The following is a 14,030-nucleotide window of genomic DNA, read 5'->3' on the forward strand; positions in this document are numbered from 1 at the left end:
CTGATCTGCGGCGTGGTGTCGTTACCGGTACCTAATGCATCTAGTGCCAGGGTTGGGGCCGAGGTATCAATATTGCCTGTTTGTGACGCAAAGGCCGTGTTACCGGCGCCATCACTTACTTGTGCTGCAATGGTATAATCACCTTCGGCCAGCGCAGTAGTGGGGGTTGCTGTAAAATTACCATTCACATCAACAGTCGCGCTCAGGTTTTCGGTGTTACCGGCGCTGTCGGTCACGGTAATCGCCACCGTGCTGCCTTGGACGGCATCGGTATTACCGCTGATCTGCGGCGTGGTATCGTTACCGGTACCTAATGCATCTAGTGCCAGGGTTGGCGCAGAGGTATCAATATTGCCCGTTTGCGACGCAGTGGCGGTGTTACCCGCAGCATCACTTACTTGTGCTGCAACAGTATAATCACCTTCAGCCAGGGCCGTAGTGGGAGTCGCCGTAAAATTACCGTTAACATCAACAATCGCGCTCAGGCTCTCGGTGTTACCGGCGCTGTCGGTCACAGTGATGGCTACCGTGCTGCCTTCGGCGGCATCGGTATTACCACTGATTTGCGGCGTGGTGTCGTTGCCGGTGCCCAGTGCGTCTAATGACAGGGTTGGCGCAGAGGTATCAATATTACCGGTTTGTGACGTCGTGGCGGTGTTACCTGCGGCGTCGGTCGTCGAGGCAGACACGGTATAATCGCCTTCAGCCAGAGCCGTAGTGGGGGTCGCCGTAAAATTACCGTTAACATCAACAGTCGCGCTCAGGTTTTCAGTGTTACCGGCGCTGTCAGTTACGGTGATGGCTACCGTACTGCCTTCGGCGGCATCGGTATTACCGCTGATCTGCGGCGTGGTGTCGTTACCGGTGCCCAGTGCATCCAACTCTAACGTTGGCGCAGAGGTATCAATATTGCCGGTTTGAGAGGTAGTGGCCGTGTTACCTGCGGCATCGGTTACTTCTGCCGCAACGGTATAATCACCTTCAGCCAACGCCGTAGTGGGGGATACGGTAAAGTTTCCATTCACATCAACAGTCGCGGTCAGGCTCTCGGTGTTACCGGCGCTGTCCGTCACGGTAACGGCTACCGTACTGCCTTCGGCGGCATCGGTATTACCGCTGATCTGCGGCGTGGTGTCGTTACCGGTTCCCAGTGCGTCTAATGACAGGGTTGGCGCAGAGGTATCAATATTACCGGTTTGTGATGTCGTGGCCGTGTTCCCTGCGGCGTCGGTGGTCGAGGCAGAAACGGTATAATCGCCTTCAGCCAGCGCAGTAGTGGGAGCCGCCGTAAAATTCCCATTCACATCAACAGTCGCGCTCAGGTTTTCAGTTTTTCCGGCGCTGTCGGTCACGGTAATGGTTACCGTGCTGCCTTGTGCGGCATCGGTGTTACCGCTGATCTGCGGGGTGGTGTCGTTGTCGGTACCCAGCGCATCCAGCTCTAACGTTGGCGCAGAGGTATCAATATTACCGGTTTGCGACGTCGTGGCGGTGTTACCTGCGGCGTCGGTCGTCGAGGCAGAAACGGTATAATCACCTTCAGCCAGCGCAGTAGTGGGAGTCGCCGTAAAGTTCCCATTCACATCCACTGTCGCACTGAGATTTTCGGTGTTGCCGGCGCTGTCCGTCACGGTAATCGCCACCGTACTGCCTTCGGCGGCGTCAGTATTACCGCTGATCTGCGGGGTGGTATCGTTACCGGTACCCAGTGCATCCAACTCTAACGTTGGCGCCGAGGTATCAATATTACCGGTTTGCGACGCAGTTGCGGTATTACCTGCTGCATCGGTGGTCGAGGCAGACACGGTGTAATCGCCTTCGGCAAGCGCAGTGATTGGGCTAACCGTAAAATTCCCATTCACATCAACAGTCGCGCTCAGGTTTTCGGTGTTACCGGCGCTGTCAGTTACAGTGATGGCTACCGTGCTGCCTTCGGCGGCATCAGTATTACCACTGATCTGCGGGGTGGTCTCGTTACCGGTACCCAGTGCATCCAACTCTAACGTTGGCGCCGAGGTATCAATATTACCGGTTTGTGACGTAGTAGCGGTGTTACCTGCGGCATCGGTGGTCGAGGCAGACACGGTGTAATCGCCTTCGGCAAGCGCAGTGATTGGGCTAACCGTAAAGTTTCCATTTACATCCACCGTGGCGCTTAAGTTTTCAGTGTTACCGGCACTGTCGGTCACGGTAATGGCTACTGTGCTGCCTTCGGCGGCGTCAGTATTACCACTGATCTGCGGCGTGGTGTCGTTACCGGTACCTAATGCATCTAGTGCCAGGGTTGGGGCCGAGGTATCAATATTGCCCGTTTGCGACGCAGTGGCGGTGTTACCCGCAGCATCACTTACTTGTGCTGCAACAGTATAATCACCTTCAGCCAGGGCCGTAGTGGGAGTTACGCTAAAGTTCCCATTCACATCAACAGTCGCGCTCAGGTTTTCGGTGTTACCGGCGCTGTCAGTTACAGTGATGGCTACCGTGCTGCCTTCGGCGGCATCAGTGTTACCACTGATCTGCGGGGTGGTGTCGTTGCCGGTACCTAATGCATCTAGTACCAGGGTAGGCGCAGAGGTATCAATATTGCCGGTTTGAGAGGTAGTGGCCGTGTTACCTGCGACATCGGTTACTTCTGCCGCAACGGTATAATCACCTTCAGCCAACGCCGTAGTGGGAGTCGCCGTAAAGTTCCCATTCACATCCACTGTCGCACTGAGATTTTCGGTGTTGCCGGCGCTGTCCGTCACGGTAATCGCCACCGTGCTGCCTTGTGCGGCATCGGTATTACCGCTGATCTGCGGGGTATTATTATTTACCGATGTTTGTTCGTCTAAAGTCAGTTGCGGAGCCTGAGTGTCGATAGCACCTGCCTGATTAGATTCAATCACAGCGCCTGTTTCGGTCGTAACTTGGGCATTTACGTTAAAAGTACCGTCAGAGAGTGCGGTTGGGGTCGATACGCTAAAGGCCCCCTGAGCGTCAGCAACGGCTTCAACCGTTTGTACATTACCGGCAGCGTCTTCTATTGAAATCGTGACTGTAGATCCGGCCGGGGCATCGGTCTGACCGCTGACTTGCGGTGTGGAGTCATTACTAAGCTCAGCAACATTCACTTCTAAAAACGAAGTACTACTGTTGTCTGTTGCCGGCTCTGATTCGTCAGTTTCCGTCGCTGTTGAACTGGTAATATTACTTGTTTGTGTAACGGTACCTACATTGCCGGCATTGTCAGTTACCTGGGCAACAACCGTAAACTCGCCGTCGACTAACGCAGAAGTAACCGTTTGCTCAAAGCTGCCATCGGCGTCAACCGCGGCAGTGAGTTGTTGGGTGTCGCCGGCACTATCGGTAATCGAAAGCGTTATCGTGCTACCTTCAGGGGCACTCGTAGTACCTGAAAATGTGGGTGTGTCGGAAGCTTGTTCGCTGTCTGTGTTTAAGCTGATATCCGGCGCTGTGGTGTCTATAGTGCCAGCATTACTGCTCACTTCTGTGGTATTTCCTGCTTCATCACTTATTTGAGCGACTACCGAAAACTCGCCTTCAGCCAATGGCGAGGGCACCTGCCCCGAAAATGTTCCGTCAGACTGCACTACCGCAGTTAAACTTTGGTTCTGGCCCTGGGCATCGGTAACGGTTAAAAAAACCTGCGAGCCTGCCGGTTCATCAGTCGAACCACTAATGACAGGCGTTTCACTATTGGTGGCACCCGCTTCATCAATGGTCAGTTGAGGAGAGGTGTTATCGACCGTACCTGAAACAGACGCACTGCTGATGTTACCTGCATTATCTGTAACTTGCGCAGAAACAGTAAATTCACCTTCGCTTAAGGGGGTAGTAACTGAAACGTTGAAATTACCCTGCTCGTCTGTAGTGGTAGTTAGGGTTTGGGTCTGGCCTTCTGCGTCTTCTACAATCAGGGTCACCTGGCTATTTTCAGGCAAATCGGTAGAACCACTGATGACCACTTGTTCGCCGTTGACCGAAGCAGGCGGGTCTATGGTTATCTGAGGCGCAATAAGATCGATAGTCGTGTTGAACGTTTCAGTGGTGCTGTTTCCCGCGTTGTTGGTTACGATGACGTCTGCAGAAAAATCGCCAGCCGGTAAATCTTCTGGCAGTACCAGTGTAAAGCTACCGTCCTGAGCCACTGACGAACTCAGGTCTATGGTGTTACCCTCGTTATCGGTTAATACAACCGCGACTTCTTCGCCTTCACTAAGCGATGACTGTCCGGTAATAGGTGCGGTATTCAGATTGATTTGAGCTGGAATATCAATACTGAGTTGGGGAGCATTATTGTCAGAATCAGCGTCGTTGTTTACTGGAGTATTGTTTCCAATTGTATCAGGTTGATCAGAATTAGAGCCGGTTTGTTCGAAGGCGAATTCTTCAGAATCAGTTTCTTCGGCAATCCGGCTTACTCTGACAAACGAACTGCCGTCTTCAGTGTCACCACGACCGGCGCCACCGCCGGCTGCAGTAGCTTCCAAATTCTCTAAAATATCGCCATCACCCGCCAGCGCGCTTAGAAACTCAGCATCTGCATCATCTGTATTGGGAGCAGGAGAAACATTGGCGTCATCCAAAGCCTGGTTTAACTCCTCAATTGACTCATCGAACACCCCGCCTTCGGTCGCAAAAGGTTCAGCGGGCTGGTTCGCAAACTGAGCCAGCAGATGGCTGAACTGAGTTGCAGATAAGCTGATCACCTGATCAGAAGTAGTAAGCTGAGCCCCGCCGTCGGCAGTACCCTCAAGTTGAATATTTAATTCGCTTAGCGTGGCCGGCGTTAGCTCGGTAACGTTGCCTGAGCTGTCTTCTAAAAATAAGCCGCCCTGAATTTCGACAATGCTGAATTGCGTTGCTGCCATAGTGTGTTTTCCTTCGAAATAAGATTCGGATTAGCAATTACTGAATAACACTAGTACAGCATCGACAAAGACGTATTGGACCTGAGTACAACAAAGGTCTTTTTTAGCGAATGCAAACAAATACCTATGTATGAAACGAATTTGCAGAATATCGGGGACAGGACTACTTTTAAAATTCGAGTAACAATATTTTTGTCGTTATCGGCAGTGGACTGCCGCGATGTACTTATCAGGATGCAACAATGAGTTTGAAGATTCACCAGGCTGTCGCTCTATCATGTAGTCTGTTTTTATCATTTTCCCTTACTGCGCAAGAACTTGACGTTCGAAATGTGGTTCAGCATACACTCAATACAAACCCCGACATTCAGGCCAGCCTGCAAGATTTAAAATTAGCGCAGCTACAGGTTCAGGACGCCAAAGGGGCGCTACGTCCGACGGTAGATGTCACTGCTTCAGCGGCGTATGTAGACCAAAATATCGGACGCGATCCCGAATATGGTGAGTACCAGGGACAAATTGCATTGTCGCAGTTGTTGTATGATGGCTCGCTGACTTACAACAATATTCGCAGTCTGAAGCAAGGTCAGGTAGTACGCCTGTACCAGCTTTATGCTGAAGTAGAACAAACCGCCCAGGAAGCCGTAGAAGCGTATTTAGATATTTTGCTATATCGCGAACTTATGCGCACCGCTGAAGATAATTTGCGCACGCACGTTAGTGTCTTTAAACAGGTTGATAAAAGCGCAGCTGCGGGGGTAGCCCGGGGCGCCGACCTTGAACAAATTAACGGCCGGCTGTCGCTTTCTGAGTCTAACATTATTACCGAGCAGTCTAACTTGCACGACGTTTCTGCCCGGTTTTTACGGATTACCGGTGTTGATCCTAACTTATCTTTGTCGCCTTACGCCCCATCAACGCAAGGCTACAACGAGCAGTCGGTGGTTACCATAATAGAAAATGCGTATGTGACAAACCCAAGCTTACAGGCCAGTATTTATAATATTGATGCGCGCCAGTTTGATAAAAAAAGCGTGCAGGGTTTGTATAAGCCCGTGGTTCGACTTGGCGTATCTTACGGTACCCAAAACCGTGACGAAACCGGTGCAGACAATACGTTGACTGAAGCTCGCGCGGGACTATCCGTTAGCTACAACTTATATAACGGCGGAAGAGATAAAACAGCAATCAAAACCGCACTTTTGCAAATCGATCAGGCAAAGGATCTCCGTGATGGTGCCTGTCGTGACATGCGTCAAACCATTCAAATTGCGTTCAACGATATTAATAACCTAAGTCGTCAGCTGCCTACTTTAAATGAACACCGCTTGTCATCGGCCCGGGTAAGAACCGCGTATTTGGGCCAGTTTAAGTTGGGCCAGCGAACCTTACTGGATTTGCTTGATTCTGAAAACGAAGCTTACGAAGCGGCCCGAGCCTATACGCTAGCCAAATACACTCAGTATAAAGCAGTTGTCAGGTTGTTAGCTGCACGCGGCACATTAACAGAAAGTCTGAAATTGACCCCTAATGGCTGGCCTGCTGCGGCAGAACTGGCGCAGCGTCCGGTAAACTACGATCCGCAGTATATTTGCCCGGCCATCAATACCGCTAATTTGGGCACGGCTGGCAATATTTTAAGTCAGGACTCTGACAATGATGGGGTTACCGATCTGTGGGACGATTGTAACGATACCCAGCCAGGCGCAAAAGTGGATATAAACGGCTGTGCCGTAACCGCACGCCCTGTGATTAAAAACGAACAGGCCATACCATCAGACACGCCATCAGACACGGCATCATCCTTCAACAAGTCATTTCTCGAACAGGTTCCGGTACAAAAAAATATTACCATTGCCGTTCAGTTTGAAAAAAGTACCGCCAATTTTTTGAACAGCGAAGAAACACGGCTGGACGAACTATTGAACACCTTGCGTTCAGATTCAGACAAAGCGGTCATCATTGAAGGACACACCTCTATAGATGGCGCAGAGCGTTACAATCAAAAGTTAGGCTTTTTACGGGCCGAAGCGGTCGCAGACTGGCTTGAACAGCAAGGTGGTATTGATGCTCAGCGAATAGTCACCGTAAGTTACGGCGAATCTATGCCCCTGGCTGCCGGCAACACAAACAGTGCACATCAGAAAAACCGTCGGATTGAAGCCAAAATTGTGGCCTTGAAAGACCTGGTCGAAGGACGAACGCAATAGTTATGAATGCCTCTGTAAACACCGCGCCGAATGTGGTCATTAAAGAGCGCGCTGATGGCGGCGTGCTGATGGATTGCATGGAAACCATTTGTGCTATTCATAAGCTACCGTTTTCGCGTGTAACCATTTTGTCAGGCCTGCCACTGAAAAATGGCGAGTTGTCTCCTTCAGCGCTTACCCAGGCCGCCACCAAAGCCGGATTGCAAAGCCGTTCTGCCAAGCGCTTACTGTCCCATATAAATCCGGCGCTGCTGCCCGCTATTTTAGTGTTGGCTGATCAACAAGCCTGTGTGCTTAAATCAGTAGATGTAGAAAATGATTCAGCAGAAGTGATTTATCCTGAGCTTAATCAATCGGTTACCACAGTAAATCTGACATCATTACAAGCACAATACACCGGCTACGTTATTTTTATGCGTCCGCATAATCAAATAGCGTCATCGTGTGAGGTGGTTTCAAAAAATAAACCGGGTAGCTGGTTTTGGAGTGTCGTTAAAACAGCTTCAGCGTTATATCGCGATGTGATACTGGCATCAATTTTTATTAGTTTGTTGTCAGTAGCGGTGCCGCTATTTGTTATGAATGTGTACGACCGGGTGGTGCCTAACGCCGCCATAGAAACACTATGGGCACTGGCCATCGGGGTGCTTATCGTGCTGCTGGCCGATGTTTGTCTCAGGGCGCTCCGATATTATTTTGTCGAACTGGCAGCCAGCCGTATTGATGTCAGTTTGTCGGCCAAATTATTACAAAAAGTGATGTCGTTATCGTTTAAAGAAAAACCTGCCTCTACCGGCGCGCTGGTCAGCTCATTAAACTCATTTGAAGCGATTCGGGGCATGCTGAACTCGATAACAATTGTTGCCCTGGTAGACATTCCATTTGCTTTTATTTTGCTTGCCATCGTGATGATCATTAACAGTTATCTGGCAGGCATTATTTTTTTAGGTGGCGTGGTAATTATTGCCTACGGCTTTTACGTACAAAAAGTCATGCGCGAGCTGGCCGCCGACTCACTAAATATCAGCGCTAAAAAAAATGGGTTGATGACCGAAGCTATTGCAGAGTTTGATGATGTACGTTTTTTTGGTGCTCAAAACCACGTGCAGTATCAATGGGAAAAACACGCTATTTTTCTGGCAAAGGTCAACGCCAAGCTGCGCCTGTTAGGAAGCTCGGTCAGCAATTTGGCAAGCTGGGTACAACAGGGCGTAGGGGTAGGCATCATTATCACGGGTGTGTATTTAGTGGTAGATGGTGTCATAACCCAGGGCGGACTTATTGCCGCTTATTTGTTATCAAGCCGGATCATGGGGCCTATGTCGGCCACCGCCAACCTTATTTCTCAGTTTCATCATGCCCAAACGGCACTTGACTCGCTTAACGGCCTGATGGCGAAAGAAGAAGAGGCCCCGGAAAAGCGACGCTGGACCAAACACAGTTCGATTGCCGGAAACATCAGCTTTGAAGGGGTTCGGTTTAGCTATCCGGAGCAAAGCATTGAGCGCTTACAAGGACTGAGCTTTTCCATTAAAGCGGGCGAACATGTGGCCATACTGGGACGAAATGGCGGCGGAAAGACGTCTGTAAACAGGTTACTGCTTAAAGCTTACAGCCCCAAAAAAGGCCTGATTACACTCGACAGTATAGATTTGCAGCAATACGAGCCCAGTGCGCTACGCCAGCATATTGGCTATGTACCACAAGACTATCAACTGTTTAGTGGTAGCCTTAAAGACAACCTGACCGTATTTGACTCGGGGGTAGACGAGGATGCTATCTGGGAGGTTATTGAAGCGTGCGGGTTAACCGCTTTTGTGAACAGCCATCCCGATGGTTTGAATATGGCGGTAGGTGAGCGGGGCGCTCAACTATCAGGAGGAAAACGACAATCAGTTGCGCTTGGCCGTGCATTATTGAAAAACCCGTCTATCTTTATTCTAGACGAACCCACCTCAGCGATGGACTCAGGACAAGAAGCCCTGGCCAAAAAGCTATTGGCTGCGCGCAGTCAAAACAAAACCCTGATACTCAATACTCACCGAGCAACTATGTTAGACCTGGTAGATCGAATTATTGTACTGGAAGCGGGACAGGTTATTGCTGATGGACCCAAGCAGGACGTACTGAAAAAACTGGCCGCACTTAATGCTGCGGCGCAAAAGGAGCCTCATCAATGAGTGGAGCGGCTTCACAATCTTCATTTTTACATCGAAAGGTACGTGATTTTCTGGCCCCGCCGGCAGAATACGACTGGGTACTGGAAGCAGAATGGGCGCGCATTCAGCAAACCCCGGCAAAGGCACGACGCCTGCTATATGGTATCGCTATTACCATATTGGCCTTAGTGCTTTGGGCTAATTTTGCCATTATTGATGAAGTAGCAAGAGGCGAGGGTAAGGTAGTGCCTTCGCAAAAACTACAGGTGGTGCAGTCGTATGACGGCGGTATTGTGCAGGATATTTTGATCCGCGAAGGCCAGCAGGTTGCCGCCGGTCAGGTGTTAGTAAGAGTCGATCCCACCCGCTTTGTTTCTTCTTTACAAGAAAATGCCAGCCAGCAGGAAGGTCTGCAGGCAAAAGCAGATCGATTGCGGGCGTTGATAGACAACAGGCCATTAGAGTTTTCGGTTTCGTTGGGTGAAAACGCAGCAATAAAAAGCGGTGAGCAGGCATTGTATCGTTCTAACCTTCAGGAGCTCGAACAATTGATGGGAGGTTACCATAGCCGAATTTCGCAAAAGCAGCAGGACTTAGCTTCTTACAAAGCTGAGTACGGGCAGTATAAACGTTCAAAAGAACTGATTGATCAGGAACTGGCTGTTACCCGGCCCTTGTTAGCCAGCGGCGCGGTTTCACAAATGGACATTCTACGGCTAGAGCGTCAACAGGTTGAGCTTGACGGCAGCATACAGCGCGCCAGCGCCGCCATTCAACGCAGCGAGTCAACGATAACCGAAGAGCGCAATGCCCAGCAGGAGGCCCGGCTGCGTATGATCAACCAGTGGCGTCGTGAATTAGCCGAAGCCACATCGAAGCTTGGCGTACTCAAGCAATCTAAAACAGGACTTGAAGACGTGGTAGCGCAGTCTGAACTTCGTTCGCCCATCAAAGGAACGGTACAACGGTTATTGTTTAATACCGTGGGCGGCGTTATATCACCTGGCAGTCAGGTCGTTGAGATTGTGCCGCTAGATGACCAACTTATCGTGGAAGCGAAAATTTCTCCTAAGGATATTGCGTTTATTCAACTGGGCCAGCCAGCCATTTTAAAGTTCAGTGCTTATGATTTTGCTATTTATGGCGGAATGGAGGCCGAGGTCGAACACATCAGCGCCGATACAATTACCGACGATAAAGACAATACGTTCTATGTGGTCAGGCTTCGTACCGTGACCCCGGTAGGCGATGAACCTTTGGAAATTTTGCCCGGCATGACCGCGCAGGTTGATATTGTCACCGGCGAGCGCAGTGTCATGAACTTTATTCTTAAACCGATTTTAAATGCAGCGTCTTCGGCGCTTAAGGAGCGCTAAGATGGAACAAGCGCTCCTATTGAAAAACGCAGAAACCCCCTGGTTATGGGCTGCACATTTGCCGGCTTATGAAACGCTGGATGCATTACCCGCTACGGTTTCTCTATGTTGGTTGGACGAATGCCATACGCAGTGGCCTGAGCTGGCGATGCGTCTTAAAGCTCAGGGGATTGAAACCGTTTTAGTCAGCAGCGAACTTAATTTGACACAAATGCAACAAGCGTTTGCGTTGGGGGTAAGAGGCTACTGCGACACCAAAATATCGTCGCAAACTTCTACTACTATTGCCGTTACTGTCACTCACAACGGCCTGTGGGTACCCAATCACTTGTTGGCAAAAGTGGTAGGGAATTTAGCAACACTGCCTCAGTACCAGCGCCAGAGCCCTGTCACTGAAGCCACAGAAACGCTTACCGGCCGCGAAAAAATGGTAACGAATTTAATTCTTGAAGGCTGCAACAACCTGCAAATCAGCGAGCAGCTGAGTATAACAGAACGTACGGTAAAGCAGCACATCAGTGCTATTTTAAAAAAGTTCGCTGCCCGCGACAGGGTTGGATTACTACTGAAGCTTGGGCAGTTCAGAAAACTGGCCTAGCAATAATTAACGTGAACTGACGTAAAACTATGACCCTAAATAAACAACTTTGGCTGACAATTGTTACGATAGTAGTGTTTAACGGCGCTATCAGCTTTTGGTTACTTTTTATTTCAAGCCAGCAGATGTTCGAAGAGCAGTTGTATCTCAAAAACATTGATGACGCTAACTCATTGGCGATTGTGCTTACTCAGGCAGAGAAATCGCAAGCTTCAATAGAGCTTTTAACAGCCGCAAAGTTTGATGCCGGTCACTATGCGCGTATTGAGCTGACCAACACGGCCAATACATCGCTTATCAAGTTAGAGCATTATGAAACCCCAGAAGACATTCCAGATTGGTTTGTTCGATTGGTTGAGTTTGATATTCCGGTAGGTACCGCGCAGGTTGCAGAAGGGTGGAACCAGTTCGGTACCCTTTATATTGAAAGCCAGACCTCTTACGCGCTGCAAATGCTTTGGCAGCGATTTAAACAATTTATTGTCAGCCTGCTATTAGTGACCGTTATCATAGGGCTTGTTGGTTCAGTTATATTGCGAATGATAATTCGGCCCCTGGACGATATCGTGCAACAGGCCCACAGTTTTTCCCAACGTCGGTTTATTACCATAGCGCGGCCCTCTACACCTGACTTTGCTAAAGTTGTAGACGCCATGAACTCTTTGGCCACGCGATTCAAAACCATTGTCATTGAAAACAATACACGTCTTGAAGACACCCGTTTTCGTAGTCAGCACGATCTGGTCACCGGGCTGTGTAACATTAATGCTTTTTTTACTCACCTTGAGTCGCAGTTACGCTACCGTGATACCGATGGTCAGAATGTGTTGCTGGTACACAGCCTTGCCAGTGAGCTTTACGATATTCAAACTGTGTTGGGCGATGATTTTAATGAAGCCATACGTTTGTTTGCCGAGCGTATTGGTCACTTTTATCATACCCATCCAACGTATTACACCGACTTACGCATGGCTCGCATTAACGAAACTGACATTGCTGTGCTGCTTACCGATGCTATCTCGCTTGATACACTTCAACAAAAGATGGAAAAGTCGCCAGATTTTAGTGGTGGGTTGCCGGTCAGTGATAACCAACATGCGTCTATTTGTACCGGCGGGGTCTATATTCGCGGTGATGAGGCCAGTTTTGAGTTAATGGACAGAGTTGATGCGCAGCTTGAAAAAGCCCAGTCACAAGCCACGCTTCTGTCTTTTAATCTTGAAGCCTTACCCGAGAAACGCTTTGAGCAAACCCCTAGTCAGTGGGCTCAGTTACTAAGTGACCTACCAGGAACTCTTTCGGTTCACCGTGCTTTACTAAAAGACAGTCGTCAGTGCATTGTGCATCAGCAGGTCTTTTTTACGATGCCGGTAGACAACCAAAATAAAAACTTAAGCTTTATTATGCGTAAGGCAAAAGAGTTTGGTGCGGTTCAACAACTTGATTTAATTTGTCTTGATGCAGTAATGCAACAATTACAACAACATCCGGACGAAAAAATGGCCCTGTTGCTGTATCCTTCTTCAATTGGCAGTGAGGCCGCTCGCCAGGAAATCTATCAACAATTAGACACTCACCCTGAGCTGTTACCCCGTTTATCATTAGAACTACGAGAAAGTTCAGCGGCGCATTATCAGGCTGAATTTAAACACTTTTGTGAAGAACTTAAACGCCGCGGGGTAGGGATAGGGTTGAAGCGAGTTGGCGAAAGTTTTTCTCAGGTCTCAGATATACATGAGTATGGATTAGACTACATAAAAATAGACAGCGCCTATGTTTATGATTTAAAAAATAATCAGACCAATCAAACCTATTTGCGTGGTTTATCCGATTTGGCTCACTCGCTTGGCATGAATGTTTTTGCTGACGGTGTGGGCTCGTCCCAGGATGAAAATATACTGTTTGAAATAGGTTTCGATGGCGTAGTGATACAACAGTAGTGTTGGCTGTCACTTTATCGCCCCACTATTGGAGCAGTAATATTATGAAATGGCGAAGCAAATACACATGTATAGCGCTGGGCGCTGCTTTGCTATTGCCGCTTTGCTCTATAGGTGCTTCGTCGCTGATAGAGATCAACCTTAATAAGTTCTGGCAGGCCGCAGCGCGCGCAGGCACTGGCGATTTGAGCCACCAGAAACTTGAGCTCGCGGCTATTTTAAATAAAAAGGAAAGCCTTTCAACCCGGCAAAAACTTGAGCAGGTGAATCGCTATTTTGATAAATGGGTCACCTACCAAACTGACGATATTGTCTGGCAACAAAACGACTACTGGGCAACCCCGGCTGAGATGCTTAGCAAGGCCCGGGGCGACTGTGAAGATTACGCTATCGCAAAGTACCTTTTTTTGCGAGAGTTGGGCCTGGAGTCTGCTCAGCTTCGGCTAATTTATGTAAAAGCCCGAATTGGTGGCCGACGCAGCTCGGTTACCCAGGCACATATGGTATTGGGTTACTATGGAGACAATAACAGCGAACCGTTAATACTCGACAGTCTGCTGGCCGATGTCTTACCCGCCAGTCAACGTACCGATTTAACACCGGTATTCAGCTTCAATAGTCAGGGTATCTGGTCACAAGGCGCCGCAAAATCGGTGGGTTCGCCCACCGCGCGGCTTTCGCGATGGCGTAATTTGTTACAAAAACTGGATAATGAAGGCATTAATTTAAAACGATCGTGAACTGCCTGTACAGATAGATAGCCTGGCGCAGGCAATATAAGTCTGCCTCGCAAAAAACATCATTTGGGCATGGCTGTTACAAACCTTACGTAGCCGATGCAAACGCCCTCCCGTGGCATTCTTTCAAGATAAA

Annotated in this window: 7 protein-coding genes; 6 read left to right on the plus strand and 1 reads right to left on the minus strand. The window is 49.2% G+C overall.

Annotated features, from left to right (window positions below; all coding sequences use genetic code 11):
* Window positions 1-4,874, minus strand: a 4,874-nt coding sequence (locus JK130_RS14545) for a beta strand repeat-containing protein (protein ID WP_218355057.1), incomplete at its 3' end; no start/stop codon positions are given.
* A gap of 242 nt (window positions 4,875-5,116) precedes the next feature.
* On the opposite strand from JK130_RS14545, the gene JK130_RS14550 reads away from it, so the two are divergent.
* From JK130_RS14550 to JK130_RS14575, 6 genes are read left to right on the plus strand one after another with little or no spacing between them, the layout of a single operon-like run.
* Complete coding sequence (locus JK130_RS14550; RefSeq protein WP_218355058.1) at window positions 5,117-7,084, plus strand: TolC family outer membrane protein; 1,968 nt, start codon at window positions 5,117-5,119, stop codon at window positions 7,082-7,084.
* Between the two features lie 2 nt (window positions 7,085-7,086).
* Complete coding sequence (locus tag JK130_RS14555; protein ID WP_246587823.1) at window positions 7,087-9,264, plus strand: type I secretion system permease/ATPase; 2,178 nt, start codon at window positions 7,087-7,089, stop codon at window positions 9,262-9,264.
* Complete coding sequence (locus JK130_RS14560; RefSeq protein ID WP_218355059.1) at window positions 9,261-10,619, plus strand: HlyD family type I secretion periplasmic adaptor subunit; 1,359 nt, start codon at window positions 9,261-9,263, stop codon at window positions 10,617-10,619. The genes JK130_RS14555 and JK130_RS14560 overlap by 4 nt, the downstream gene beginning before the upstream one ends.
* A 1-nt stretch (window position 10,620) precedes the next feature.
* Window positions 10,621-11,217, plus strand: a complete 597-nt coding sequence (locus JK130_RS14565) for a LuxR C-terminal-related transcriptional regulator (protein ID WP_218355060.1) — start codon at window positions 10,621-10,623, stop codon at window positions 11,215-11,217.
* Between the two features lie 29 nt (window positions 11,218-11,246).
* Window positions 11,247-13,157, plus strand: a complete 1,911-nt coding sequence (locus tag JK130_RS14570; RefSeq protein WP_218355061.1) for a bifunctional diguanylate cyclase/phosphodiesterase — start codon at window positions 11,247-11,249, stop codon at window positions 13,155-13,157.
* A 44-nt stretch (window positions 13,158-13,201) separates the two neighbouring features.
* Complete coding sequence (locus JK130_RS14575) at window positions 13,202-13,897, plus strand: transglutaminase-like cysteine peptidase (protein WP_218355062.1); 696 nt, start codon at window positions 13,202-13,204, stop codon at window positions 13,895-13,897.
* The last annotated feature ends 133 nt before the right edge of the window (window positions 13,898-14,030 follow it).

This window comes from Alteromonas lipotrueiana (assembly GCF_019249245.1).
Lineage (GTDB): Bacteria > Pseudomonadota > Gammaproteobacteria > Enterobacterales > Alteromonadaceae > Alteromonas > Alteromonas lipotrueiana.

What these genes read in the sequence shown, in the direction of transcription:
- JK130_RS14575 (WP_218355062.1), top strand. Translation starts at nt 13,202, where the DNA reads ATGAAATGGCGAAGCAAATACACATGTATAGCGCTGGGCGCTGCTTTG.
- JK130_RS14555 (WP_246587823.1), top strand. Translation starts at nt 7,087, where the DNA reads ATGAATGCCTCTGTAAACACCGCGCCGAATGTGGTCATTAAAGAGCGC.
- JK130_RS14565 (WP_218355060.1), top strand. Translation starts at nt 10,621, where the DNA reads ATGGAACAAGCGCTCCTATTGAAAAACGCAGAAACCCCCTGGTTATGG.
- JK130_RS14570 (WP_218355061.1), top strand. Translation starts at nt 11,247, where the DNA reads ATGACCCTAAATAAACAACTTTGGCTGACAATTGTTACGATAGTAGTG.
- JK130_RS14560 (WP_218355059.1), top strand. Translation starts at nt 9,261, where the DNA reads ATGAGTGGAGCGGCTTCACAATCTTCATTTTTACATCGAAAGGTACGT.
- JK130_RS14550 (WP_218355058.1), top strand. Translation starts at nt 5,117, where the DNA reads ATGAGTTTGAAGATTCACCAGGCTGTCGCTCTATCATGTAGTCTGTTT.